Source organism: Allobosea sp. NPDC055353, from assembly GCF_053644975.1.
Map to the genome: position 1 here is coordinate 1,088,784 of NZ_JBSHMC010000001.1, position 24,319 is coordinate 1,113,102.

Consider the following 24,319-nt stretch of genomic DNA (forward strand, 5'->3'; position numbering starts at 1 on the left):
AGCCACGACTGGGTGAGCGTTCGCGATCATGCGGTTGAAAGGGTTTCACCCGGTCGTGGGTTCCGGGTTCTTCGCTGCGCGAAGCCCCGGAATGACAGGGCTGGCCGGGAGCAATCCGGCCATTCTCCGCGTCGCCTAACGCAGCAGCCCGTTCAGCATCGCGTCGAAGGCGTCGGTCGCGCTTTTCAGGGCCGCCTCCGGCTCCGGCGCATGCGCGATCCATTGTGCCGCATGCTGGGTCGCGCCGAAGATCAGTGTCGCCACCGCTTCCGGATCGAGCGGCGCCAGAACACCCTCACTGACAAGAGCGTCGAGGCTTCGGGCCATCATCCGGATGCAGTCGTTCTGGATGGGCCAGCTCCAGGGATCGCCGAGCACGGCCGGGCCGTCACGCAGCATGATACGCTGGATCTCCGGCTCCAGAGCCATGGCGAGATAGGCGGCGCATTCGTCGCGGAAGCCGGCCCAGCGATCCTCGGCCCTCGCCGAGACGGCGCGCAGCCTGACCGTCATCTCCGCATCGATCTGGTCGAGCACGGCGGCGAACAGGCCCTTCTTGTCGCCGAAATGGTGATAGAGCGCGCCGCGCGTCAGCCCGGCTGCCGCCGTCAGCTCGTCCATCGAGGCCGCCGCATAGCCGATCGTGCCGAATGCCTCGCGCGCGGCGGCGATCAGGCTGGCGCGGGTTTCCGCGATCATGTCGGCACGAAGTCTGCGGGCCATCACATCCTCTTCACATACGTTCCGTATGTTAATTGACATACGAAGCGTATGCAATTACTCACTGACATACGCGGCGTATGTCCGCCTTGTCCGGTCCGAGCCATGTCTAATCCCTATCGCGAGATCTTCCAGGCGCCCGGCGCCTTCGCCTTTTCCTCCGCCGGTTTCATCGCTCGCCTGCCGGCCTCGATGGTCGGGCTGGGCATCGTCACCATGCTGTCGGAGCGACGCGGGGAATATGCGATCGCTGGCGCGGTGGCCGCGACCTTCGCGCTCGCCAGCGCGCTGATCACGCCGCAGGTCTCGCGTCTGGTCGACCGCTACGGCCAGCGCCGCGTGCTGATGCCCGCCGCCGCGGCCGGGGCGTTGGCGCTCGGCGGGCTGATGGTCGCGACCTGGGCGGGCGCGCCGAGCTGGCTGCTCTTTGTCTTTGCATTGCTCGCCGGCCTGATGCCGAGCATCGGCGCGATGGTCCGGGCACGCTGGACCGAATTCTATCGCGACACCCCGCAATTGCGCACGGCTTTCGCCTTCGAATCGGTGGTCGACGAGGTCATCTTCATCGTTGGGCCGATCGTCGCGATCGGGCTCAGCGTCAGCGTGTTTCCTGAAGCGGGGCCGCTCGCCGCCCTGATCTTCCTGGTCGTCGGCGTGCCCTTGCTCTGCGCCCAGCGGCGCACCGAGCCGCCGGTCCGCGCCCGCGCTGCCGAGGCCGATATCTCGGTCATCCGGCTCGGCGGCGTCCAGGTCGTCGTGCTCGCCATGATCGCGATCGGCGCGATCTTCGGCACCGCCGAGATCACCGCCGTCGCCTTCGCGGAGGCGCAAGGCCAGAAGGCGTCGGCGAGCCTCGTCCTAGCCGTTTATGCGGCGGGTTCGCTGATCGTCGGCCTCGTCTTCGGGGCTCTCAGGCTCAAGGCCTCGCTCGCCACGCAATTCCTCGCGGCGCTCGCGCTCGCGGCAGCGACGACCTTGCCGCTGCTCGCCGTGACCGGGCTCGCCTCGCTGGCGCTGGTCTTCTTCATGGCGGGCGCGGCGGTCTCGCCGACGATCATCATCGCCATGGGCCTGATCGAGCGCCTCGTGCCGCCGCGCCAGCTCACCGAGGGCATGACCTGGGGCATCACCGGCATCGGCATCGGCATGGCCGCCGGCGCTTCGGCCGCCGGCGTGCTGATCGACGCCTTCGGCGCCCCTAGCGGGTTCTGGATCTCGGTGGGGGCGGGCGTCGCTGCCCTGCTGGTGGTGCTGGCGGGCTACAACCGCCTGCTCGGCCTACGCGCCGAAACCCTGGTCTGCGAAGCCGCCTGAGGCCCGCGAACGCCAAGGGCCGCTCCCCGAAAGGAGCGGCCCGATTTCAGTCGGTCTGACCTCAGCGGATCGGCGGGGCGTATTGCAGGCCGCCCTGGGTCCAGAGCTTGTTGACGCCGCGGGGCAGCGGATGGCGGGTGCTGGTACCGAAATGCCGCTCGAAGCTCTCGCCGTAATTGCCGACGGCCTTGATGATCCGCACGACCCAGTCATTGCTGAGGCCGAGGGATTCGCCGAACTTGCCCTCGCTGCCGAGCATGCGGCGGATTTCCGGGTTCTGCGAGGACTTCGCCATCTCCTCGACATTGGCCTGGGTGACGCCGAGCTCCTCGGCATTGATCAGGGCGAAGACCGTCCAGCGCACGAGGTCGAACCAGGCCGCGTCGTTCTTGCGGACCCAGGGGCCGAGGGGCTCCTTGGAGATGACCTGCTGCAGCAGGATGTGCTCGTCGGGGTCCTTGAGCCGGCTGCGGGTGCCGGACAGTGCCGAGAGGTCGGTGGTATAGGCATCGCAGCGGCCGGCCTCATAGGCCTGGACGGTGTCGTCGAGCGTGGCGAAGGCGACGGTCTCGAACTTGATGCCGTTGGTGCGGCCGTAATCGGCGAGGTTGAGCTCCGTCGTGGTGCCCTGCGCCACGCAGACCGAGGCGCCGTTGAGATCCTTGACATTGGTCACGCCAAGCTTCTTGCGCACGATGAAGCCTTGACCGTCATAGTAGTTGACGGCGGTGAAGGTGAGGCCCTGGCCGATGTCGCGGCCGAGCGTCCAGGTCGTGGTGCGGGCGAGCACGTCGATCTCGCCGCTCTGCAGCGCGACGAGCCGGTTCTTGCTCGACAGCGAGAGATAGCTCGCCTTGTTCGGATCGTTGAAGATCGCCGCCGCCAGAGCGCGGCAGAAATCGGTGTCGAAGCCCTTCCAGACCCCGCCATTGTCCTGCAGCGAAAACCCGGGCACGCCCTCGCTGGTCCCGCAGATGATATTGCCGCGCGCCTTGATCTTGTCGAGCGTCGACTGGGCGAGGGCGGGAGCGGAAGCGGCGGCCGTCAGGGCAAGGCCTGCGGCGAGATTGAGCAGAAGCTTCTTCACGGAACTGTCTCCAGATGCGGAACACGCCTGTTGACCTTACGGCGTGACGATCGTTTGAAGAAGGCAGACGAAGGGCTGCTGCTTTTCCGGGCAGCCTCACCGGTTATTGCCGGCTTCGCACTTGCAATAGCGGTCATTTTCTGCGATAGGCCCGGCCTTCGATCGCCCGGCTGATAAGGGCTGCCGTGGCGATCGTGCTTTGCTTCCTGAAAGCAAGACATTGGCAACGCGTTCGAAAGACGCGCAGCCACGACCATTGAGGAGCTCAAATGCCCAAGATCAAGACGAAGTCGAGCGCTAAAAAGCGCTTCAAGATCACCGGAACCGGCAAGGTCATGTACGCCCAGGCCGGCAAGCGTCACGGGATGATCAAGCGGACCAACAAGCAGCTCCGCAATCACCGCGGCACCACCGTCCTGTTCGAGGGCGATGCGGCCAACGTGAAGAAGTTCTTCCTTCCCAACGGCTGACGCCACCTGACATTCCGGAGATCATGACATGGCTCGCGTGAAACGGGGCGTAACAGCCCACGCCAAGCACAAAAAAGTTTTCAAGGCTGCGAAGGGCTTCTACGGCCGTCGCAAGAACACGATCCGCGCTGCCAAGGCGGCCGTCGATCGCTCGATGCAGTACGCCTATCGCGACCGCAAGAACAAGAAGCGCACGTTCCGCGCGCTCTGGATCCAGCGTCTCAACGCTGCGGTGCGCGAGCACGGCCTGACCTATTCGGTCTTCATCGGTGGCCTGATCAAGTCGGGCATCGAACTCGACCGCAAGACCCTGTCGGCCATGGCCATCGACGATGCAGCCTCGTTCGCTGCCGTGGTCGAGACGGTCAAGGGCGTGCTGGGCGCCGAAGCCAAGGCCGCCTGAGCAGCCTTGCATCGCTGAATTGGAAAAGGCCGGCGGTGACGCCGGCCTTTTTCGTTGCGCAGAAGCGTTCACTCGTCATTGCTTCGTCGTTTCACTCCTCGCAATGACGGGGCGTGGGCGAGTCAGGTCTGCACGCTGCCGTTTTGCGGCGGGTTCCAGCCTTCGCCGGCGCCTTCGACGATCCGCTGATACGCCTCCTCCGGTGAATCCACATAGCTGAACAGCTTGAGGTCATCGGGCCGGATGAAGCCTGCTGCGGCCATCGCATCGAGGTTCAGCAGGCCCTTCCAGTAGCCGGAATCGTAGAGCACGATCGGCACCGGGCTCATTTTGCCTGTCTGGACCAGCGTCATGATCTCGAACAGTTCGTCGAGCGTGCCGAAGCCGCCGGGGAAGACGACCAGCGCCGCCGCACGCATCGCCAGATGCATCTTCCGCATCGCGAAATAGTGGAACAGGAAGGTCAGGTCCGGCGTCGACCAGGCGTTCGGCTCCTGCTCATGCGGCAGGGTGATGTTGAAGCCGATCGAGATCGCGCCGGCTTCGGTCGCGCCGCGATTGGCGGCTTCCATGATGCCGGGGCCGCCGCCGGTGGCGATGACGTGATGGCGGCCGGCCTCGCCGTCGCGCAGCGCGCCGCCGCGCTCCGAGGCGATGTGGCCGAATTGCCTGGCGGCCTCGTACCAGGGATTGCCCTCGCGTACCCGCGCCGAGCCGAAGACGACGATGGTCGAGACGACGCCGCGGGCCCTGAGGCTATCCTCCGCTTTCTGGTATTCCAGCATGAAGCGGGCGCCGCGGGTCGAATCGCCCAGGATGAAATCGGGGTCGAGCGCAGCCAGCCGATAGGACGGCGATTCCTTCTGGGCGGTGTTGTCGGGCATGGGCCTATCCTCTTGACGGACGGCGTTCCAGAACCTTGCGGATGAGACGCCTGCCTTCGCTCTGGCATAAGCCGGCCGTTCCCGCTAGAACGCGCCCGTTCCCACGCCTTCAAACGCTTGCGACTTAAATTCATGACCGATATCGCCCTTCTGGAACGCGACGTCCTCGCCGCGATCGATACTGCCGCCGACGAAGCCGCCGTCGAGGATCTGCGCATCGCCGCGCTCGGCAAATCCGGCTCGATCTCGGCGCTGCTCAAGACGCTTGGCGCGATGACACCGGACGAGCGCAAGGAGAAGGGCCCGCAGATCAACGGCCTGCGCGATCGGGTTCAGAGCGCGATCGCAGCGCGCAAGGAAGCGCTGGGCGAAGCGGCGCTGGAAGCCCGGCTCGCCTCCGAGCGCGTCGACGTGTCGCTGCCGGTGCAGGACGGCCCGGAAGCGCGCGGTCGCATTCATCCGATCAGCCAGGTCATCGACGAGATCACCGCGATCTTCGGCGATATGGGCTTCGCCATTGCCGAAGGGCCGGATGTCGAGACCGACGACCTCAACTTCACCAAGCTGAATTTCCCGGTCGGTCATCCCGCCCGCGAGATGCACGACACCTTCTTCTTCGCGCCTGACGCCAATGGCGAGCGCAAGCTGCTGCGCACCCACACCTCGCCGGTCCAGGTCCGCACCATGCTGGCCGAGGCACCGCCGATCCGCGTGGTCTGCCCGGGCCGCACCTATCGCAACGATTCCGACCAGACCCATACCCCGATGTTCCATCAGGTCGAGGGGCTCGTCATCGACAAGTCGGCCAATCTCGGCCACCTGAAATGGGTTCTGGAAGAGTTCTGCAAGGCGTTCTTCGAGATCGACGACGTGAAGATGCGCTTCCGTCCGTCCTTCTTCCCCTTCACCGAGCCCTCGATGGAGGTCGACATCCAGTGCTCGCGCAAGGGCGGCGAAATCCGCTTCGGCGAGGGCGACGACTGGCTGGAGATCCTCGGCTGCGGCATGGTCCACCCGAATGTGCTGAAGAATTGCGGGCTCGACCCGGAGATCTATCAGGGCTTCGCCTGGGGCATGGGCATCGACCGCATCGCCATGCTGAAATACGGCATGCCGGACCTGCGCCCCTTCTTCGAGGCCGACGTGCGCTGGCTCGCGCATTACGGTTTCCGTCCCCTCGACCTGCCGACGCTGACAGGCGGCCTTTCCTCGTGACGGCTCCGGCCGGACAAGGGAGGGCGCGATGACGCCTGCGGGCTGGGCGGCGGCGATCGCCGTGCTGCTGGTCGCGATGAACCTGGTCAGCCAGGCCATCGCGCTCTGGCGGCTGCGCCGGCCCCTGCAAGGCTCAGCCCTGCTCGACACCTTGCCGCCGGTCACCATCGTCCGTCCGGTGCGCGGCATCGAGGCCTTCAGCCGCGAGACGGCGGTTTCCGGGCTGGAACTCGATTATCCCCGCTACAGCACGATCTTCTGCGTCGCCGACGCGCAGGACCCGATCATCCCGCTGATCGAGGAGCTGATCGGTACCCATGGTCCCGAAAAGGCCCGGCTGATCGTCGGAGACGTGCCCGTCAGCGCCAATCCCAAGCTCAACAACTGCGTGCGCGGCTGGGAGGCGGCGACGACCGATTGGGTCATCCTCGCCGATTCCAATGTGCTGATGCCCAGGGACTATATCCAGCGCATGCTGGCCGCCTGGCAGCCCACGACCGGTCTCGTCTGCTCGGCGCCGGCCGGCTCCTGGCCGCAGGGATTCGGTGCCGAGGTCGAATGTGCCTTCCTCAACGCCTTCCAGGCGCGCTGGCAATATGTCGGCGAGGCGCTGGGTTTCGGCTTCGCGCAGGGCAAGTCGATGCTCTGGAACAAGCCTTTCCTCGACGCCAATGGTGGCATCGCCGCGCTTGGTGCCGAGATCGCCGAGGATGCGGCCTCGACCAAGCTGGTGCGGGCGGCCGGCCGGCATGTCCATCTCGTCGGCCAGCCTTTCGAGCAGCCGCTCGGCCCGCGCCGGCTTGCCGACGCCGTGCAGCGCCAGTTCCGTTGGGCGCGGCTCCGGCGCGTGACCTTCCTGCCCTTCTTCGCGCTGGAGATCCTTGCCGCGCCGATGCCGGCGGCCGTGCTTGCCGCTTTCGGTGCGTCCGCTCTCGGCCTGCCGGCCTGGCTGGCGCCGCTCCTCGTGCTGCTGATCTGGTATGCCGGCGACATCCTGCTCTCGGCGAGAGCCGGCTGGTTCCTGAACTGGCGCTCGCCGCTGGCCATGCTGGCGCGCGACATCGCCTTTCCCGGGATCTGGGCCTATGCCTTCGTCGGCGGCGAGGTGAGCTGGCGCGGCAACGCCATGAAGATCCGTGCCGACGGCGCCAACAAGCTGAATGATACGCTGCCGGCGGCGCCGGCACAGGCGGCGCGCGATGGCCGCTGACCTCATTGCCTCCGTGCCCGAGCGCTATCGCGGCTGCCCGAGCTTTTCCTTCGGCGACAGTCCGGAACTGGCCACCGAACTCGCGGCGCTGGTCGTCAGCGGCCGGAAGACCGCGACGGTGAACACGCTCGATGCGCCCGATTGCCCCAAACTCAACGAGCTCTGGATCGTGCTCGACGGCACTGGGCGGCCCGTCTGCGTCATCGAGACGCTCGAACTCGTGGCCCGCCGCTTCGACGAAGTTGACGAGGCCTTCGCCTTCGACGAAGGGGAGGGCGACCGCTCCCTGGCCTTCTGGCGGGATGCCCACGAAACTTATTTCCGGCGCATCGGTGCCTTCAGCCCCGACATGCCCTTGCTTTGCGAACGTTTCCGCCTGGTGGAAGTGTTCGCCCCGATGGACGCAGACGCATGAAGTTCACGATTTCCTGGCTCAAAGAGCATCTCGATACCGACGCCTCCGTTGCGGAGATCACTGATGCCCTGACCCGCGTCGGCCTCGAGGTCGAGGCGATCGAGGATCGCGCGGCCGCGCTCTCGGCCTTCACCATCGCCTATGTCATCGAGGCGAAGCAGCACCCGAACGCCGATCGCCTGCGCGTCTGCATGGTCGATACCGGCGCGGGCGAGCCCGTTCAGGTCGTCTGCGGCGCGCCGAATGCCCGCACCGGCATGAAGGGCGTGTTCTCGCCGCCGGGCAGCTACATCCCCGGCAAGAAGGCCACGCTCGGCAAGGGCGTGATCCGCGGCGTCGAATCGAATGGCATGCTGGTCTCGGAAGCCGAGCTCGAACTTTCCGACGATCACGACGGCATCATCGAATTGCCTGATGATGCGCCGGTCGGCCAGCCCTACGCTCCCTATGCCGGCCTCGACGATGCCGTGATCGAGATCGCGGTGACGCCGAACCGCGCCGATGCGCTGGGCATCGCCGGCATCGCCCGCGACCTCGCTGCTGCCGGTATCGGCAAGCTCAAGTCGCAGGCCATCCAGCCGTTGCGCGGCTCTTTCCCGTGCCCGGTCAAGGTCACGCTCGATTTCGCCGAGGAAGACAGGAAGCTCTGCCCGGCCTTCGCGCTGCGCCTCGTGCGCGGCGTCAGGAACGGCCCCTCGCCGGACTGGCTGCAGGCGCGCCTGCGCGCCGTCGGCTTGCGCCCGATCAACGCATTGGTCGATATCACCAACTTCATGACGCTCGATCGCAACCGGCCGCTGCACGTCTTCGACGCCGCCAAGGTCACGGGCAACCTCACGGTGCGCCGCGCCAAGGCCGGCGAGACCATCCTCGCCCTCGATGGCAAGACTTATACGCTGACCGACGAGCAGGTCGTGATCGCCGACGAGCACGGCGTCGAATCGCTGGCCGGTATCATGGGCGGCGAGGCCTCGGGCTCAAGCGAGGCGACCACCGACGTGCTGATCGAGAGCGCGCTCTGGGACCCGCTGAACACCGCCCGCTCGGGCCGCGCGCTCGGCATCAATTCGGATGCGCGCTATCGCTTCGAGCGCGGCGTCGACCCGGATTTCACACGCCCCGGCCTCGATCTCGCGACCGCGCTGGTGATCGATCTCTGCGGCGGCGAAGCCTCCGAGGTGGAATTCGTCGGCGACCTGCCGGATAGCCCCGGCGCGATCGACTTCCCCTGGTCCGAGGTCAAGCGCCTGACCGGCCTGGAGCTGCCGCAGGCAGAAATGAAACTGGCACTGACCTCGCTCGGCTTCCATGTCTCGGGCGCGGGCGACCGGGCCAAGGTGGCGCCGCCGTCCTGGCGTGCCGATGTCGGCGGCAAGGCCGATCTCGTCGAGGAGATCGTGCGCATCGCCGGGCTCGATCGCGTCGCCTCGACGCCGCTGCCGCGCATCAAGGGCGAGGTGATCAAGCCGGTACTCACCGTGCTGCAGAAGCGCACGCGCATCGCCAAGCGCACGCTCGCGGCGCGGGGCCTCGTCGAGGCGGTGACCTGGTCCTTCATCTCGCATGATCAGGCCAAGCTCTTCGGCGGTGGCTCGCCCAGGCTCGCGCTCGCCAACCCGATCGCGGCCGATCTCTCGGACATGCGGCCTTCGCTCCTGCCGGGCCTGATCCGCGGCGCACAGAGCAATGCCGATCGCGGTTATCCCGATGTCGCGCTGTTCGAGGTCGGCCAGATCTTCAAGAGCGACGAGCCGGAAGGCCAGCTCATCGCCGCAGCGGGCCTGCGCCGCGGCAGCGCCCGTCTCGACGGCGTCGGCCGTCGCTGGGATGGTGGCGCTAAGCCCGTCGACCTGTTCGATGCCAAGGCGGACGTGCTCGGCCTGCTCTCGGGGCTCGGCATTCCCACCGGCGGTCTCCAGATTGTCGCCGGCGGTCCGGCCTGGGCCCATCCCGGCCGCTCGGCCACGCTCCAGTTCGGCCCCAAGGGCGTCATCGGTGCCTTCGGCGAGGTCCACCCCAAGATCCTCAAGGCACTCGACGTGAAGGGGCCGCTGGTCGCCTTCGAGATCCATCTCGATGCGCTGCCGCTGCCCAAGGCCAAGCCGACCAAGGTCAAGCCGAAGCTCGTCCTCTCCGACTTCCAGCCGGTGACGCGCGATTTCGCCTTCATCGTCGACAAGGCGGTGGCGGCCGGCGAGATGGTCAAGACGGCGCAGGGCACCGACCGCGCGCTGATCGCCAATGTCGGCGTCTTCGATCTCTACGAGGGCGCGGGCGTCGAGGCCGGCAAGAAGTCGGTCGCGCTGGCGGTCACGCTGCAGCCGGTCGAGAAGACGCTGACCGAGGCCGAGATCGAAGCCGTCGGCAGCAAGATCGTCGCCGAGATCGGCAAGCGTTACGGCGCGACGCTGCGGGGCTAAAGCTGCCATCCAAAGCGCGTCATGCTCGACCTGCCCCCTCTCCCCCTGCGGGAGAGGGTTGGGGTGAGGGGTCGCGCGACGCCTACCGTCGTTGCGAGGAGCGAAGCGACGAAGCAATCCAGGGGGCCGGGTTGAACGCTTCAGCCCGGTCTCCTGGATTGCTTCGCTGTGCTCGCAATGACGTCAAAGGTCGCGCGACCCCTCATCCGTCGGCGCTTCGCGCTGCCACCTTCTCCCGCAAGGGGAGAAGGGAAGGGCTCCCACCATTGATCAGGATTGTGTAATAATCCGTGGGCGAAATCCCTGCGCTTTCGGGGTAAGCGCTGACGCATTCTTGCATCTTCGCGGTCCTATGGTTCTCACCGAACGTCCCGCCACGGACAATCTGTTCCCCGGTTTTCGCCTGCTCGACGTTGAGACGTCGGGTGCGCGGATTCGCGTGCGGACGGGCGGGGAGGGGCCGCCGCTGCTGCTGTTGCACGGTTATCCGCAGACGCACATCATGTGGCGCCGGGTCGCTCCGCTGCTGGCCGAGCGTTACACCCTGATCTGCCCGGACCTGCGCGGCTACGGCGATTCCGACAAGCCGCCGAGCGCGGCCGATCATGCGCCCTATTCGAAGCGCGCCATGGCGCAGGACATGGCCGAGGTCATGAGCGCGCTGGGCCACGAGCGTTTCTTCGTCGGCTCGCATGATCGTGGCGCCCGCGTCGCGCACCGGCTGGCGCTCGATCATGCCGACCGCGTCCTGAAGCTCGCGACCCTCGACATCGCACCGACGCGCGAGATGTATCGCGACACGACCGACGCCTTTGCCCGCGGCTACTGGCACTGGTTCTTCCTGATCCAGCCGGCGCCGATGCCGGAGCGCATGATCGAGAGCGATCCGGAGTTCTACTGGACGAGCCGGCGCGCCTCGGACATGCGCCTGTTCGAGCCGGAGGCGCTTGCCGAATATCTGCGCTGCTTCCGCGATCCTGCGATGATCCATGCCAGCTGCGAGGATTATCGCGCGGCGGCGACGATCGACATCGCCCATGACGATGCCGATGCCGGCAGGAAGCTCGCCTGTCCGCTGCTGGCGCTGTGGGGCGAGCGCGGCATCATCGGCAAGTGCTTCGACCCTCTGGCCTTGTGGCGCGAGCGTGCGCAGGATGTGCGCGGCCACGCCCTACCGGGCGGTCACTATCTCGCGGAGGAGGTCCCCGATCTCATCGCCGCGGAGTTCGAAGCCTTTTTCGGAGAAGTCGTATGACTGGGACCAACCGCGTTTACCGCATCGCCGTGATCGCCGGCGACGGCATCGGCAAGGAGGTCATGCCCGAGGGCCTGCGCGTGCTGGAGGCCGCTTCGAAGAAATTCGGCTTCGAGCTGCGCCTCGACGAGTTCGATTTCTCGTCCTGCGACTACTACGCGAAGCACGGCAAGATGCTGCCGGACGACTGGAAGGAGAAGATCGGCGGCCATGACGCGATCTATTTCGGCGCCGTCGGCATGCCCCAGCAGGTGCCGGACCATGTCTCGCTCTGGGGCTCGCTGCTGCTGTTCCGGCGCGAGTTCGACCAATACGTCAACCTCCGGCCGGTCCGCCTGATGCCGGGCGTCCCCGGCCCGCTCGTGGGCCGCAAGCCCGGCGATATCGATTTCTTCGTCGTGCGCGAGAACACCGAGGGCGAGTATTCCTCGGTGGGCGGGCGCATGTATGCCGGCACCGAGCGCGAGATCGTCATCCAGGAGACGGTGATGAGCCGCGTCGGCGTCGACCGCGTGCTGAAATACGCCTTCGAGCTGGCGCAGCGTCGTCCCCGGAAGAAGCTGACCTCGGCCACCAAGTCGAACGGCATCTCGATCACCATGCCGTACTGGGACGAGCGGGTGAAGGAGATGGCGAAGAACTACCCGGGTGTCGCCGTCGACCAGTACCATATCGACATCTTGACCGCGCATTTCGTGCTGAACCCGGATCGTTTCGATGTGGTCGTCGCCTCGAACCTGTTCGGCGATATCCTCTCCGATCTCGGCCCGGCTTGCACCGGCACGATCGGCATCGCGCCGTCGGGCAACATCAATCCGACGGGCGATCATCCCTCTCTGTTCGAGCCGGTCCACGGCTCGGCGCCGGATATCGCCGGGCAGGGCATCGCCAATCCCGTCGGCATGATCTGGTCGGGTGCGATGATGCTGGACCATCTCGGCGAGCACGAGGCTGCGAAGGGGATCGAGGCTGCGATCGAGCGTGCTCTGGGCGATGCCGGGACGCGCACCCGCGATCTCGGCGGCACGCTCGGCACGGAAGCCGCCGGCAAGGCGGTTGAGCAGGCGCTTTGAGCAGCAATTTGACCGCAAGGATTTGAAGATCATGGATTTGTCGTCGATTTCCATTGTCGACCCGCTTGTCTGGGGCAAGCTGGCCGAGATCATCCTGCTGAATATCGTGCTCTCGGGTGACAACGCCGTCGTGATCGCGCTCGCCTGCCGGGCGCTCGCCCCGGCGCAGCGCACCAAGGGCATCGCGCTCGGCGCCGGTGTCGCGGTCGTGCTGCGCGTCGTCTTCACGGTGCTGATCGCCTCGCTGCTGAACACGCCCTTCCTGCGCATCGTCGGCGCCGGCCTGCTGATCTGGATCGCGGTGAAGCTCATCGTCGAGGACGAAGGCCAGGACGAGGATTCGATCACTGCCAGCAGCAAGCTCTGGAAGGCGGTGCAGACGGTCGCCATCGCCGACATCGTCATGAGCCTCGACAACGTGCTGGCGATCGCCGCCGTCGCCAAGGATTCGATTCCCTTGCTGATCGCCGGTCTTATTATCTCGATCCCGCTGATCGTGCTCGGCGCCTCGCTGATCACGAACCTGCTGACGCGCTTCCCGATCCTGGTCTGGGCCGGTGCGGCGCTGCTGGGCTGGGTCGCGGGCGAGATGTTCGAGAGCGATCCCTGGCTGATCGCCCGTTTCGGCGAGGAACTGCTGCACAAGCTGGAATACCCGGCCGCGATCCTGGGCGCCTTGCTCGTGGTCGGCCTCGGCTACCTCATCAAATCGCGCCGGCCCGATCCGGCCCACTGACGAACTGCAAAGGGACGACCTGACCGATGGACTTCGCATCTTCCACCTTCTGGACATCGCTGCTCCAGATCATCTGGATCGACTTGCTGCTGTCGGGCGACAATGCGGTCGTGATCGCGCTTGCCGTGCGCTCGCTGCCGGAGAAGCAGCGCAAGGTCGGCATCTGGCTCGGCGCCGGTGCGGCGGTGGGCCTGCGCATCATCTTCGCGGTGGTCGTCAGCTATCTCCTGAACATCCCTTTCCTGAAGGTCGTCGGCGCGCTCCTTCTGTTCTGGATCGCCATCAAGCTCGCCAAGGGTGAGGAAGAGGCGCATGGCGACATCGCCGCCAGCGATAATCTCTGGAAGGCGGTGCGCACCATCGCCATCGCCGACGCGGTGATGAGCCTCGACAATGTGCTCGCGATCGCCGCAGCCGCGCGTGGCCATTTCGAGCTGTTCGTGTTCGGCCTGCTGCTGACGATCCCGCTGATCATCTTCGGCGCCCGTCTGCTCTCGTCGGTTCTCGAGCGCTTCCCGATCCTGATCTGGCTCGGCGCGGCGCTGCTCGGCTGGATCGCCGGCGAGATGCTGCTCAGCGACATGGCGGTGATGCAATGGCTCCAGGTGAACATGCCGAGCTGGGTCCAGAGCGTGCCGGTCTCCGACGTCAATCCCGCCGGCCTTCTCCCCGCGAAGGTGCCGTTCTACACGGCAGCGGTGCTCGGTGCGGCCTTCGTCTGCATTGTCGGCTACGCCCTCAAGAAGAAGCCGATCGATCAGGCGGGCTGAGCCTCAGGCTTCAATCGAGAACGATCGCAGCGGCGGCCAGGACATCCTGGCCGCCGCTTTTCATGAGACGGAGCTCGCCCTGTGCTTCCGCACCGCGCGAAGGGTCGCGGACACCGAACCGCGCCTCCGACAGCAGCGACACGCAAAAGCTCTCGGGCGGCCGTGCGAAGCCGGTGCCGAGCGCCTTCACATAGGCTTCCTTCGCGGCCCAGAGGCGGGCGAAGGCGAGGGGGCGTGCGGGAGGTGCCGTCGCCTTCAGGAGCCTGCGCTCGTCCGGATGCAGCAGGTCGAGCGGGGGCAGGGCCTGCGCATCGACGCGCTCAACGTCCACGCCCAGAGGATGCCGGGCAAGGCCGACGGCAACGACGCCCGCGCGTGTCGCCAGCGACAGATGGAGCGCTTCGGGCAGGGCCAGCAGCGGCCGGCCCGCCGCCTCGTGTTCGATGACGACATCGTCTTCCCGGCAGCCGAACTGGCGCGCCAGGACCTGCCGTGCAGTGCCGCGCCGCAATGCGGAGCGCTCAGTCAGGTTGTGCGGACAGGCATCCGTCCGGACGAGCCAGATCGCGGGCAGGGCGGGGGCAACGGTGTCGGCATCGTCGGACCAGTGCATGGCACATCTGTAAGCGGTTTTTCGATCGCGCTGAAACGCGAGCCGTCATTGCGAGGAGCGAAGCGACGAAGCAATCCAGGAGAACTGGGCCGAAGCGCTCACCCAGTTCTCCTGGATTGCTTCGCTACGCTCGCAATGACGATTGCGGAGGCTGGGGCCCTTCATGGCTCCTGCCCAAGCCTGTCGCGCCCTGCGCGGCATTCATGCAGCCGCGCCGTTCATGCGCGTTGACGTTCAGGCGGGCTTTCCGCTTCTGGAGGCTGATGTCAGCCGATCCGAACATGTCGTCAGCCGCCCCGGAAGCGCCGATCACCGCCGCGGGGATGATGCTCGGCCTGCGCAAGGTCTCCGTGCTGATGCCGGGGATCGTCGTCTTCGCCGTTGCCTTCGGGGCGGCTGCAGCGGCGAAGGGGCTCACCCTGTTCGAGACCTTGCTGATGAGCGGCTTCGTCTATGCCGGCGTCGCGCAACTGGTCTCGCTGGAACTCTGGCGCCCCGAATGGACATGGGGCGCCATTGCCGGCATTGCCGTCGTCACCGCGACCGTGAATGCCCGGATGGTTCTGCAGGGCGCCTCACTGCAGCCCTGGTTCGCCAGATATCCGAAGGCGCTCAATGCCTTCCATCTCTTCTTCTTCACCGATGCCAACTGGCTGATCGGCACGCGTTACCGGGCGGAAGGCGGGCGCGATCTCGGCGTTCTCATCGGGGCCGGGCTCGCGCTGTGGCTGGTCTGGGTCATCGCGACCGGCGGCGGCTACATGCTGGGCGCGCTGGTCAGCGATCCGCGCCGCTACGGCATCGATCTGGTCATGCCGATCTTCTTCGCCGCGATGATCGTGCCGCTCTGGCGCGGCAAGCGCGGGATGGTGCCCTGGGTCGTCGCCGGCCTCGTCGCGCTGGTCACCGCACGGCTCTTCGACGGCTATGCCTTCATCATCGTCGGCTCGCTCGCCGGCGCGATCACGGGGGCGTTCCGCGATGACGCTGCCTGACCTCGGTACCTGGGGCCCGCTCATCGCCATCACCGCGATGGCGGCGGCGACCTATCTCTGCCGCATCTCCGGCGTGGCCCTGATGAGCATCATCCCGCTGACGCCCCATGTCCGGCGCGGGCTCGCGGCCCTGCCGGGCTCGATCGTGGTGGCGACGGTCCTGCCGCTCATCGAGCGGCTGGGCTGGGCTGCGGCGCTCGCGCTTCTCGCGGCGGTGGGCACCATGATCCTGCGGCGCAGCGAGCTCCTGGCGCTGCTGGTCGGCATGGCCGCGATCTCCGGCCTGCGCGCGCTCGGCTTCTGATCCATCACGCGGGCCGATTGCTTCCATCACATCACGTCATCCCGGTATGCATCGCCACCGGTTGACGACGAAGGACGGGGGGAGGACGGTGCATCACAGCAAAACTGGCTAAAACGGAGCGCCGTCATGGCATGGTATTCTCAGACGTGGACCTGGTTCGATGGCTCTTGGCATGAGGGCAATCCCGGCATCGTCGGTCCGCGCAGCCATGTGCTCTGGCAGGCCTCCTCGGTCTTCGATGGCGGCCGCTATTTCGACGGCGTCGCACCGGACATCGACCTGCATGCCGCCCGCGTCAACCGTTCGGCGACGGCGCTCGGCCTGAAGCCGACCGTCGAGGCGGACTTCATCGTCGGCAAGATGTTCGAGGGCGTCAAGAAATTCGCCCCCGGTACGGCGATCTACGTCAAGCCGATGTACTGGGGCGAGGCCGATGGCCCCTCGACCATCATGGCCGATCCGGAATCGACCCAGTTCGCGCTCTGCCTGTTCGAGGCGGCAATGCCGCAGCCGACGGCCGGCTTCTCGGTGACCAAGGGCGCCTTCCGCCGCCCGAGCTACGAGACCGCCCCGACCGACGCCAAGGCGGGCTGCCTCTACCCGAACAATGCCCGCGTGCTGAAGGTGGCGAAGGCCGCCGGCTTCGACAACGCGCTGGTGCTCGACATGCAGGGCAATGTCGCGGAGACCGCGACCTCGAACATCTTCCTCGCCAAGGACGGCGTCGTGAAGACCCCCGTACCGAACGGCACCTTCCTGAACGGCATCACCCGCCAGCGCGTGATCAAGCTGATGCGCGAGAGCGGCGTGCCGGTCGAGGAATGCAGCCTGCGCTACGAGGATTTCGAACAGGCCGACGAGATTTTCATGTCCGGCAACTACTCCAAGTGCATGCCGGTGACCCGCATCGACAACCGCACGCTCCAGCCCGGGCCGCTCTTCCGCCGCGCCCGCGAGCTCTACATGGACTACGCCCACAGCAAGCCGAAAGCGGCCTGAGCCGGAAGGCAGGGTCCATGGCGCGCCTCGCCACGCGACTGACCGAGCGCCTCGGCATCGCCCATCCCATCCTGTCGGCGCCGATGGCGCTGGCAGGCGGCGGGGCGCTGGCCGCGGCGGTCACCCGCGCCGGTGGCCTTGGGCTCATCGGCGGGGGCTATGGCGATGCCGGCTGGATCGCGCAGGAATTCGCAGCCGCCGGCAATACGCAGGTCGGCTGCGGCTTCATCACCTGGTCGATGGCCAGGAAGCCTGAGCTGCTGACGCAGGCGCTGGCCCGCAAGCCGGCCGCGCTGATGCTCTCCTTCGGCGATCCGCGCCCCTTCGCCGGCGAAATCGCGGCGGCGGGCGTGCCCTTGATCTGCCAGTGCCAGTCGCTCGCCCATGTCCGGGAGGCCATCGAGGCGGGCGCGGCAATCGTTGTCGCGCAGGGCTCCGAAGCCGGCGGGCATGGCGCCAGCCGCGCCACGCTGCCCTTCGTGCCGGAGGCGGCGGACCTCATCGCCCGTGAAAGCCCTGATACGCTGCTTCTCGCCGCCGGAGGCATAGCCGATGGGCGAGGGCTCGCCGCTGCCTTGATGCTCGGCGCCGACGGCGTGCTCGCCGGGACGCGCTTCTGGGCAAGCCGCGAAGCGATGGTGCATGAGCGCCACCATGCCGCGGCCATCGCCGCGACAGGCGACCAGACGGTGCGCTCCTCGCTGCCCGACATCGCCCGGCAGCTTGATTGGCCGAAGCCCTTCGACATCCGCGTCTCGGACAACGCCTTCATCGCAAGCTGGGCTGGTCGGGATGCGATGCTGAAGGACGCCATTGCTACCGAGGGCCCTGCCTATCGCGAGGCCTTCATGGCCGGCGACCCCGACAAGGCCGCTGTCATCTTCGGCGAGGCTGCCGGCTTGATCACGGATATCCCGAGCGCCGGCGAGATCGTCGAGCGCATGGTGGCGGAGGCTGTGGCTTTGCTTGGCGGGGCAGGGCGCTTCGTCGTCTGACAGTCTCTTTGGAACCACCCTTGTCATTCCGGGGCGCCCGAAGGGCGAACCCGGAACCCACGACTGGGTGCGACGGATTGATTGGGGCGGTCTCGCCCGGTCGTGGGTTCCGGGTTCTTCGCTATGCGAAGCCCCGGAATGACAAGGCTCAGCCCGAAACCTCCTTCAGCGCAGCAGCCTGAGCAGCCCCGTCACCTTCAACAGTCCGCCGGCAAGCACGACGTAGACGACAGCCGCGACGCCGGACACGAGCAGCACCGTCATCAGCAGCGGCTCGAAGGGCAGGGCGGCGGTGAGCCGGAGCGCCAGCGGCTTGCCCCACCAGGCGAGTGCACCACAGATCGCCGCCGCGCCGCAGACGATGGCTGCGAAGCCCGGCAGGCGCCGGTCCGGCTCGGTCCAGCCGCGACGCCGTGCCAGCACGAACAGCGTCAGCAGATTGACCCAGGCGCCGGCGGCCGTCGCCAGCGCCAGGCCCGGCGCGCCCCAGTCGCGCCAGAGCAGGAGCTTCACCGCGAGATTGCAGGCGATGGCCGCGAGAGCGATCAGCATCGGCGTTGTGGTGTCGCCGCGTGCCTGGAAGGCCGAGACCTGCGCACGGATCATCACGATCGCCGGCAGGCCGAGCGCATAGGCGAAGAGCACGGCACCTGCCGCCGTGCTCGCCTGCGCATCGAAGGCGCCGCGCTGGAACAGGCCGGCGACCATCAGTTCCGGCACGGCGACGAAGGCCGCGACGAAGGGGGCGCTGGCGACGAGCGAGATCGCGATGGCGCGGTTCTGCGCGCGGTTGGCGGCGGCTTCGTCGCCTTTGGCGATGGCGCGGCTCATCGCCGAAAGCGCGACGGTGCCGACCGCGATCGCGATCAGCCCGAGCGGCAACTGGTAGAGCCGCTCGGCATAGTAGAGCGCCGCATAGCCGCCGCGCGGCAATAGCGAGGCGATGATCGTATCGGCGAAGATCGAAATCTGCACGCCGGCCGAGCCGATCACGGCCGGGCCGAACATCTTGAGGAAGCGTCGGACGCCGGCATCAGCCCGCGGCCGCACCAGCTTGCTCGATACGCCCGCTCGCCTGGCCGCGACATAGAGCACGATCCATTGCGCCACGCCGGAGATCGCGACGCCCCAGGCGGCGGCGTGGGCGGCGCTCGGAAACAGGAAGGGCACGGCCAGCGCCGCGACGATGAAGACGTTGAGCAGGATCGGCGCGGCGGCGAAGGCGGCGTAACGCTCGACCGCATTGAGGGTCGCGCCGAGGAAGGTGACCATGGTCACGAACAGCAGATAGGGGAAGGTGATCCGCGTCAGCGCGACCGCGAGTTCGAAGACTGCGGGGTCCTTGGCAAATCCAGGCGCCAGCAGCCTTACCAGCCAGGGCATCAATGGCAGCGTCAGCGCCAGCAGTACGACCTGCACGATCAACTGGACGGTGAAGAGCCGGTCGGCGAAGAGGCTGGCCGCTTCCGGCCCCTCCTTCTCGGCGATCTGGGCATAGGTCGGCACATAGGCCTGGTTGACGGCGCCTTCGCCGAAGATCGCGCGGAAATGATTGGGCAGACGCAGCGCGACCGAAAAGGCGTCCATCGTCGCGCCGGCCCCGAGCACGGCCGCTAGCGCGATGTCGCGCACGAAGCCGGTGACGCGCGAGATCAGCGTATAGCCGCCGACCGACAGGATGTTTCTCAGCATAGAGGCCTAGCGGATCAGCGGCGGCAGGGCATCGCCGCGCGGGTGGTCGACGGTGCGGGCGTCGAAGCCGACGCGCTCGCCGATCAGGTAGAGCGGCCGCCGCTTCACCTCGGCGAAGATGCGCCCGACATATTCCCCGATCATGCCGAGCGAGACGAGCTGGATGCCGGAAAAGAACATGATCGAGACGATCAGCGAGGGGAAGCCGGGCAGGTCGGTGCCGAAAAGCAGCGTCCGCAGCATGAAATAGACCGCCGACAGTGTTGCAATCACCGCGATGATCGCACCGGACCAGGTCGCGATCTTCAGCGGGACGGTGGAGAAGGAGGACAAGCCGTCGAAGGCGAAAGAGAACAGCTTGCGGTACTTGAACTTGGACTGGCCGTGCTCGCGCTCGGCGACATGGAAGGGCACGCCGGCCGAGCGGAACCCGACCCAGGCATAGAGCCCTTTCGAGAAGCGAGCCCGCTCCGGCAGCGCCCGCAGGGCATCGACGGCCTTGCGGTCGAGCAGGCGGAAATCGCCGGCGCCTTCCGGCAGCGGGGTTTCGCCGAAATAGCCGAAGATGCGGTAGAACAGCTTGGCGAAACCGCGCTTCATCCGGGTCTCGCCTTCGCGGTCGGTGCGCTGGCCGTAGACGTTGAGATAGCCCTCGCGCCACTTCGCGAGGAAGGCGGGAATGGTCTCCGGCGGATGCTGCAGGTCGGCGTCCATGATGATGACGGCATCGCCGAGCGCATGGTCGAGCCCTGCCGCGATTGCGATCTCCTTGCCGAAATTGCGGCTGAAGGAGACGGCGCTGATCCGCGGGTCCGCGGCGTTCAGGTCGCGAATCACGGCCAGCGTCTCGTCGCGGCTGCCGTCGTCGACGAAGACGATTTCCCAGGACGCGACCTCCCCGGCCAGAACGGCGCGCAGGCGCTCGACGAGCAGGGCGAGGTTGTCGGCCTCGTTGTGGACTGGCACGACGATCGAGAGTTCGGGCCAGCGGGAGGCCCGAGGCGCACGTTGAACCGGCTGAGACCCGATATCCGTCACGAACGACCTTTCAAACTGCGGATGCATACACCTCTCAGGCGAGGCGCGACGCACAGAACCGCAAAGCTTGCCGGGCGACAAGTCCGGCACGGTAAAACTGCCCTGGTAAAACGCGCGACTTCACGGCGGTGCGTTCCCATCAGAAAGGCATCGCGCTATAGCGCGAGCCCGGTCAATGAGGGACGATACGCGCGATGGCGAAGGGCTTCATCCTGTGCGCCGATGATTTCGCCCTGACGGCCGGCGTCAGCCGCGCCATTCTCGACCTTCTTGGGCGCGGAAAGCTCACCGCGACCGGGGCGATGACCAATCGCCCGCATTGGCGCCGGCTGGCGCCTGAGCTGGCAGCCTTCGCAGGCCAGGCCGATCTCGGCCTGCATCTCAACCTGACCTGCGGGGCGCCGCTGTCTGAGATGTCGCGATTGGCGCCCGGCGGTTCCCTGCCGAAGCTGAATGAGGTTGCGCGCGCCGCCGCCATGTCGCCGGCGGTGCGGGCCGAGATCGCGACCGAGATCGCGCGCCAGCTCGATGCCTTCGAGGACGCGCTCGGCCGGCCGCCGGATTTCGTCGACGGTCACCAGCATGTGCATGTTCTACCCGGGGTGCGGCGGGCGCTGCTCGATGCCTTGGCGCGGCGCTATCCGGCGGGGGCGCTCTATGTGCGCGATCCGGCGGATCGTCTGGCCGCAATTCGCGCGCGCGGCGTCGCGGTCGGCAAGGCGCTCGTCATCGCCGGCCTCGCTACCGGTTTCCGCAGCGCGGCGCTGAAGCGGGGCTTGCGCGTCAACCAGGGCTTCTCTGGCGTCGCGCCCTTCGATCCGCAACGGGATTTTGCAGCGGATCTGGCCCGTTTCCTGATTGCGCCGGGGCCGCGCCATCTCGTCATGTGCCATCCAGGCTTCGTCGATGACGAGCTTGCCATGCTCGATCCGGTGGTCGCATCACGGCCTGTCGAGCACGCCGCCATCGCTGCCTTCGTGCCGCCCCCCGGCTTGCCGCTTCGCCGCTTCGGCGACCTGCCGGGCTGACCCTGAGCGACGCGCGCCGCAAGCGATTTGTTTACCAGGATCGGCCATTGTGGCGTCGGGTTGGAGGCGCCGCTCTTCGCAGCAGTTTGCGCCGGTTCTGGAGATGGTCGGCTCGATGAAGGTGTTCAGGCGCGCAGCCGGCGCGGGAGAGCCGGCGCAGCCGGGCAGGCAGGCCCTCGGCTCCCTCAGCCGGCAGATCGCAACCGCCGCCGTGGCGATCGTCGCTGTCGCCATCGTCTTCGTGGTGCTGGCGATCGCCCGCTATAACGATGCCCGCACGCGCGCCGATCTCGATCAGAAGGTCATGGCGCTGACCTTGATGGTGGTCAATGCTGCGCCGTCTCTGATCCTGTCGCGGGACAACAACACGCTCGGGTCCATTCTCGCCTCGTTGCAGCGCGACCCCGATTTCGATGCCGGCATCGTCGCCGACGATGTCGCCGGGCTGGCGTCCGCGGGACGCACTGTCGAAGCGCGGCTGTCGCTGACGCCGCGCTGGCTCGCCGAACAGATCGGCGAAGAGCCTTGGAAGGCTCTGCAGACGCGCAACGAGATCGATATCGAGGACAATGTCTATGTGACGAAGATCCACGCGGTCCGCGTCGGTAGCCAGCAGAAGCAGATCGGCTATGTCGCCCTGCGCTTCGACAAGACGCGCCTCGTGGCGCGTGCCGCATGGGAGCAGTTCGTGACGATCGGGCTCGGCCTGCTCATCCTGTTGGTGCTCGGCCCGCTGCTCTGGCTCTCGCTGTCGCGGGCGATGCGGCCGCTGCGCAGCATGACCAAGGCGATCGTCAGCATTTCCGACGGCAATCTTTCGACGCCGATCGACGCGCTGGGCCGGCGTGACGAGATCGGCGCGATCGCGCGTGCGCTCGGCGTCCTCAAGATTCGTCTCGCCGAGCGGGCAACGCTCGAGGAGCAGCAGAGCGTGGCCGAGGTCGAACGGCTCTCGCGCCAGCAGGGCGTCGACCATGCGATCACCTCCTTCCGAAGCGAGGTCGGCCTGGCGCTTGAAGCGTTCAAGAGCAATGCCGAGCGGATGCGCGAGGCTTCCGACGGGCTTGCCCGCGTCGCCGCCGAATCGTCCGGGCGCGCCGCCCGCGCCGCCGACAATGCCCATGGCGCCTCCGGCAATGTCGAGAGTGCCGCGCAGGCTGCCGAAGAGATGGGCGCGGCCATCCGCGAGGTCGAGTTCCAGGTGCGCCGCGTCCGCACCGAGATCGTCGAGGCGGCCTCCGTTTCGCGCGATACCGCAGGTTCCGTGCAGGCGCTCGACGAGACCGCCCGCGCCATCGGCGAGGTCGTCAACCTGATCCGCGACATCGCCGCCCAGACCAACCTGCTCGCCCTCAATGCCACGATCGAGGCGGCGCGTGCCGGCGAGGCGGGCCGTGGCTTCGCCGTCGTGGCCTCCGAGGTCAAGTCGCTGGCGGCGCAGACCGCGGATGCGACCGATCGCATCGTGGCGCAGGTCGCCGCGATCCAGGGCGCGACCGGCCAGGTCGTCGGGGCGATCCAGAACATCGCCGAGCGGATGAACGCGATCGAGAAATTCGCGAATTCGGTCGCGACCTCGATCGAGCAGCAGGCTATCGCCACCGGCGAGATCGCCAGCGGCGTCGCCATGGCCAGCACCTCGGCGCTCTCGGTATCGAGCGATCTCAGCGTGCTCGCCGACAGCGTCGAGGAGACCGGACGCTCGGCCGAGCAGGTGCGCGGCGCGGCCGGCGAAGTCGCCGACCAGGCCCAGCGCCTCGACTCGACCGTCGACCAGTTTCTGCGCAACGTCGCCGCCTGAGCGCCCAGAGCGGAAGGTTCTAGGGCGCGGGTCATCCCGTGCGCGGTGCAGCGCGAAGCGATGCTCCGCAGACACGGGACCGCGTGACGAGAAGGCGCCTCTTTCTGAAGACGGTCCCGCATCTGCGCAGCGGCACTTCGCGCCGCAGCGTGTGCGGGAAGACACCCGCAAACAAAAAACGGGGCCGCGAGGCCCCGTTTTCGTATTCAGGAAGCGACCGCTTACTTGGCGGAGTCGAAGCGCTCGGCGACGTAGTCCCAGTTCACCAGGCTCTCCAGGAAAGCCTTGAGATAGTCCGGGCGACGGTTGCGGTAGTCGATGTAGTAGGAGTGCTCCCAGACGTCGACGCCGAGGATCGGGGTCGCGCCATGGACGAGCGGGCTCTCGCCGTTCGGGGTCTTGCTGACGGCGAGCTTGCCGCCCTTGACCTCGAGCCAGGCCCAGCCGGAACCGAACTGGCCGACGCCGGCGGCGACGAAGTCTTCCTTGAACTTGTCGACCGAGCCGAACGAATCGACGATCGCCTTCTCCAGCGCGCCCGGGATCTTGCCGCCGCCATTCGGCTTCATCCACTTCCAGAAATGGAGATGGTTGTAGTGCTGGCCGGCATTGTTGAAGATTGCGGGGTTCTTGCCATAGGAGCCCTTGACGATCTCCTCCAGCGACTTGCCCTCGAACTCGGTGCCCTTGATGGCATTGTTGCCGTTGGTCACATAGGCGAGGTGGTGCTTGTCGTGATGGTACTCGAGCGTCTCCTTCGACATGAAGGGCTGGAGCGCATCATGGGCGTAGGGAAGATCGGGAAGGGTAAAGGACATGAGGCCTCTCCTTGGGCTGTGAAATCGCTTGAAATGAGAATGGCCTGTACGGGACAGGCGGAGC

Annotated in this window: 24 protein-coding genes; 17 read left to right on the forward strand and 7 right to left on the reverse strand. The window is 67.0% G+C overall.

Annotation, left to right across the window (positions count from 1 at the left end):
• Positions 1-135: 135 nt before the first annotated feature.
• On the reverse strand, positions 136-723 hold the full coding sequence (locus ACWIEX_RS04985) for a TetR/AcrR family transcriptional regulator (RefSeq protein ID WP_454032002.1): 588 nt from the start codon (positions 721-723) through the stop codon (positions 136-138).
• A gap of 102 nt (positions 724-825) precedes the next feature.
• On the opposite strand from ACWIEX_RS04985, the gene ACWIEX_RS04990 reads away from it, so the two are divergent.
• A complete protein-coding gene (locus ACWIEX_RS04990) occupies positions 826-2,034 on the forward strand; it encodes an MFS transporter (protein ID WP_454032003.1) in 1,209 nt (402 codons plus the stop codon).
• 61 nt (positions 2,035-2,095) lie between these two features.
• Here ACWIEX_RS04990 and ACWIEX_RS04995 read toward each other — a convergent pair whose 3' ends face one another.
• Positions 2,096-3,121, reverse strand: coding sequence for an amino acid ABC transporter substrate-binding protein (locus tag ACWIEX_RS04995; RefSeq protein WP_454032004.1), 1,026 nt, complete (start codon positions 3,119-3,121; stop codon positions 2,096-2,098).
• Positions 3,122-3,390: 269 nt separating this feature from the next.
• On the opposite strand from ACWIEX_RS04995, the gene rpmI reads away from it, so the two are divergent.
• Together rpmI and rplT are read left to right on the forward strand one after the other, a co-directional pair.
• Positions 3,391-3,591, forward strand: coding sequence for a 50S ribosomal protein L35 (gene rpmI, locus ACWIEX_RS05000; RefSeq protein WP_061964767.1), 201 nt, complete (start codon positions 3,391-3,393; stop codon positions 3,589-3,591).
• A gap of 28 nt (positions 3,592-3,619) precedes the next feature.
• Positions 3,620-3,994: a 50S ribosomal protein L20 gene (gene rplT / locus ACWIEX_RS05005; RefSeq protein WP_454032005.1), complete on the forward strand. Its 375-nt coding sequence runs from the start codon at positions 3,620-3,622 to the stop codon at positions 3,992-3,994.
• Between the two features lie 122 nt (positions 3,995-4,116).
• Here rplT and ACWIEX_RS05010 read toward each other — a convergent pair whose 3' ends face one another.
• Complete coding sequence (locus ACWIEX_RS05010) at positions 4,117-4,878, reverse strand: LOG family protein (RefSeq protein WP_454032006.1); 762 nt, start codon at positions 4,876-4,878, stop codon at positions 4,117-4,119.
• 132 nt (positions 4,879-5,010) lie between these two features.
• Here ACWIEX_RS05010 and pheS point away from each other — a divergent pair, with 132 nt between their 5' ends.
• The 8 genes from pheS (at position 5,011) to ACWIEX_RS05050 (ending at position 13,972) form a co-directional block, all read left to right on the forward strand.
• Positions 5,011-6,093 (forward strand): phenylalanine--tRNA ligase subunit alpha, encoded by a 1,083-nt coding sequence (gene pheS / locus ACWIEX_RS05015; protein ID WP_454032007.1) that lies wholly within the window; start codon positions 5,011-5,013, stop codon positions 6,091-6,093.
• 28 nt (positions 6,094-6,121) lie between these two features.
• Positions 6,122-7,303, forward strand: a complete 1,182-nt coding sequence (locus ACWIEX_RS05020; RefSeq protein WP_454032008.1) for a ceramide glucosyltransferase — start codon at positions 6,122-6,124, stop codon at positions 7,301-7,303.
• Entirely contained in the window at positions 7,293-7,718 is a 426-nt protein-coding gene (locus tag ACWIEX_RS05025) for an ASCH domain-containing protein (protein WP_454032009.1), read from the forward strand. The genes ACWIEX_RS05020 and ACWIEX_RS05025 overlap by 11 nt, the downstream gene beginning before the upstream one ends.
• On the forward strand, positions 7,715-10,138 hold the full coding sequence (pheT, locus tag ACWIEX_RS05030) for a phenylalanine--tRNA ligase subunit beta (protein WP_454032010.1): 2,424 nt from the start codon (positions 7,715-7,717) through the stop codon (positions 10,136-10,138). The genes ACWIEX_RS05025 and pheT overlap by 4 nt, the downstream gene beginning before the upstream one ends.
• Positions 10,139-10,490: 352 nt before the next feature.
• Positions 10,491-11,393, forward strand: a complete 903-nt coding sequence (locus ACWIEX_RS05035; RefSeq protein ID WP_454032011.1) for an alpha/beta fold hydrolase — start codon at positions 10,491-10,493, stop codon at positions 11,391-11,393.
• Complete coding sequence (locus tag ACWIEX_RS05040; RefSeq protein ID WP_454032012.1) at positions 11,390-12,466, forward strand: tartrate dehydrogenase; 1,077 nt, start codon at positions 11,390-11,392, stop codon at positions 12,464-12,466. Before ACWIEX_RS05035 ends, ACWIEX_RS05040 begins: the two co-directional genes overlap by 4 nt.
• Positions 12,467-12,497: 31 nt before the next feature.
• On the forward strand, positions 12,498-13,202 hold the full coding sequence (locus ACWIEX_RS05045; protein WP_454032013.1) for a TerC family protein: 705 nt from the start codon (positions 12,498-12,500) through the stop codon (positions 13,200-13,202).
• A 26-nt stretch (positions 13,203-13,228) separates the two neighbouring features.
• Positions 13,229-13,972: a TerC family protein gene (locus ACWIEX_RS05050; RefSeq protein WP_454032014.1), complete on the forward strand. Its 744-nt coding sequence runs from the start codon at positions 13,229-13,231 to the stop codon at positions 13,970-13,972.
• Between the two features lie 10 nt (positions 13,973-13,982).
• Here ACWIEX_RS05050 and ACWIEX_RS05055 read toward each other — a convergent pair whose 3' ends face one another.
• Complete coding sequence (locus ACWIEX_RS05055) at positions 13,983-14,585, reverse strand: 4'-phosphopantetheinyl transferase family protein (protein ID WP_454032015.1); 603 nt, start codon at positions 14,583-14,585, stop codon at positions 13,983-13,985.
• Positions 14,586-14,866: 281 nt separating this feature from the next.
• On the opposite strand from ACWIEX_RS05055, the gene ACWIEX_RS05060 reads away from it, so the two are divergent.
• The 4 genes from ACWIEX_RS05060 (at position 14,867) to ACWIEX_RS05075 (ending at position 17,878) form a co-directional block, all read left to right on the forward strand.
• Positions 14,867-15,580 carry an AzlC family ABC transporter permease gene (locus tag ACWIEX_RS05060; RefSeq protein WP_454032016.1) on the forward strand — a complete coding sequence of 238 codons (714 nt, stop codon included), beginning with the start codon at positions 14,867-14,869 and terminating at the stop codon, positions 15,578-15,580.
• Positions 15,567-15,884 carry an AzlD family protein gene (locus tag ACWIEX_RS05065; protein ID WP_454032017.1) on the forward strand — a complete coding sequence of 106 codons (318 nt, stop codon included), beginning with the start codon at positions 15,567-15,569 and terminating at the stop codon, positions 15,882-15,884. Before ACWIEX_RS05060 ends, ACWIEX_RS05065 begins: the two co-directional genes overlap by 14 nt.
• Before the next feature lie 126 nt (positions 15,885-16,010).
• Entirely contained in the window at positions 16,011-16,883 is an 873-nt protein-coding gene (locus ACWIEX_RS05070; RefSeq protein WP_454032018.1) for a branched-chain amino acid aminotransferase, read from the forward strand.
• Positions 16,884-16,900: 17 nt separating this feature from the next.
• A complete protein-coding gene (locus tag ACWIEX_RS05075) occupies positions 16,901-17,878 on the forward strand; it encodes an NAD(P)H-dependent flavin oxidoreductase (protein WP_454032019.1) in 978 nt (325 codons plus the stop codon).
• A 165-nt stretch (positions 17,879-18,043) separates the two neighbouring features.
• On the opposite strand, the gene murJ is transcribed toward ACWIEX_RS05075, so the two are convergent.
• Both murJ and ACWIEX_RS05085 read right to left on the reverse strand, forming a co-directional pair.
• Positions 18,044-19,570 (reverse strand): murein biosynthesis integral membrane protein MurJ, encoded by a 1,527-nt coding sequence (murJ, locus tag ACWIEX_RS05080; RefSeq protein ID WP_454032020.1) that lies wholly within the window; start codon positions 19,568-19,570, stop codon positions 18,044-18,046.
• 6 nt (positions 19,571-19,576) lie between these two features.
• Positions 19,577-20,635 (reverse strand): glycosyltransferase family 2 protein, encoded by a 1,059-nt coding sequence (locus ACWIEX_RS05085; RefSeq protein ID WP_454032021.1) that lies wholly within the window; start codon positions 20,633-20,635, stop codon positions 19,577-19,579.
• A gap of 167 nt (positions 20,636-20,802) precedes the next feature.
• Between ACWIEX_RS05085 and ACWIEX_RS05090 the strand changes: the two genes are divergently transcribed.
• Together ACWIEX_RS05090 and ACWIEX_RS05095 are read left to right on the forward strand one after the other, a co-directional pair.
• Positions 20,803-21,636, forward strand: coding sequence for a ChbG/HpnK family deacetylase (locus tag ACWIEX_RS05090; protein ID WP_454032022.1), 834 nt, complete (start codon positions 20,803-20,805; stop codon positions 21,634-21,636).
• A gap of 115 nt (positions 21,637-21,751) precedes the next feature.
• The gene (locus tag ACWIEX_RS05095) at positions 21,752-23,437 is read left to right on the forward strand and encodes a methyl-accepting chemotaxis protein (RefSeq protein ID WP_454032023.1); all 1,686 of its coding nucleotides are present in this window, start codon (positions 21,752-21,754) and stop codon (positions 23,435-23,437) included.
• 221 nt (positions 23,438-23,658) lie between these two features.
• On the opposite strand, the gene ACWIEX_RS05100 is transcribed toward ACWIEX_RS05095, so the two are convergent.
• A complete protein-coding gene (locus ACWIEX_RS05100) occupies positions 23,659-24,255 on the reverse strand; it encodes a superoxide dismutase (protein ID WP_454032024.1) in 597 nt (198 codons plus the stop codon).
• Positions 24,256-24,319 lie beyond the last annotated feature (64 nt).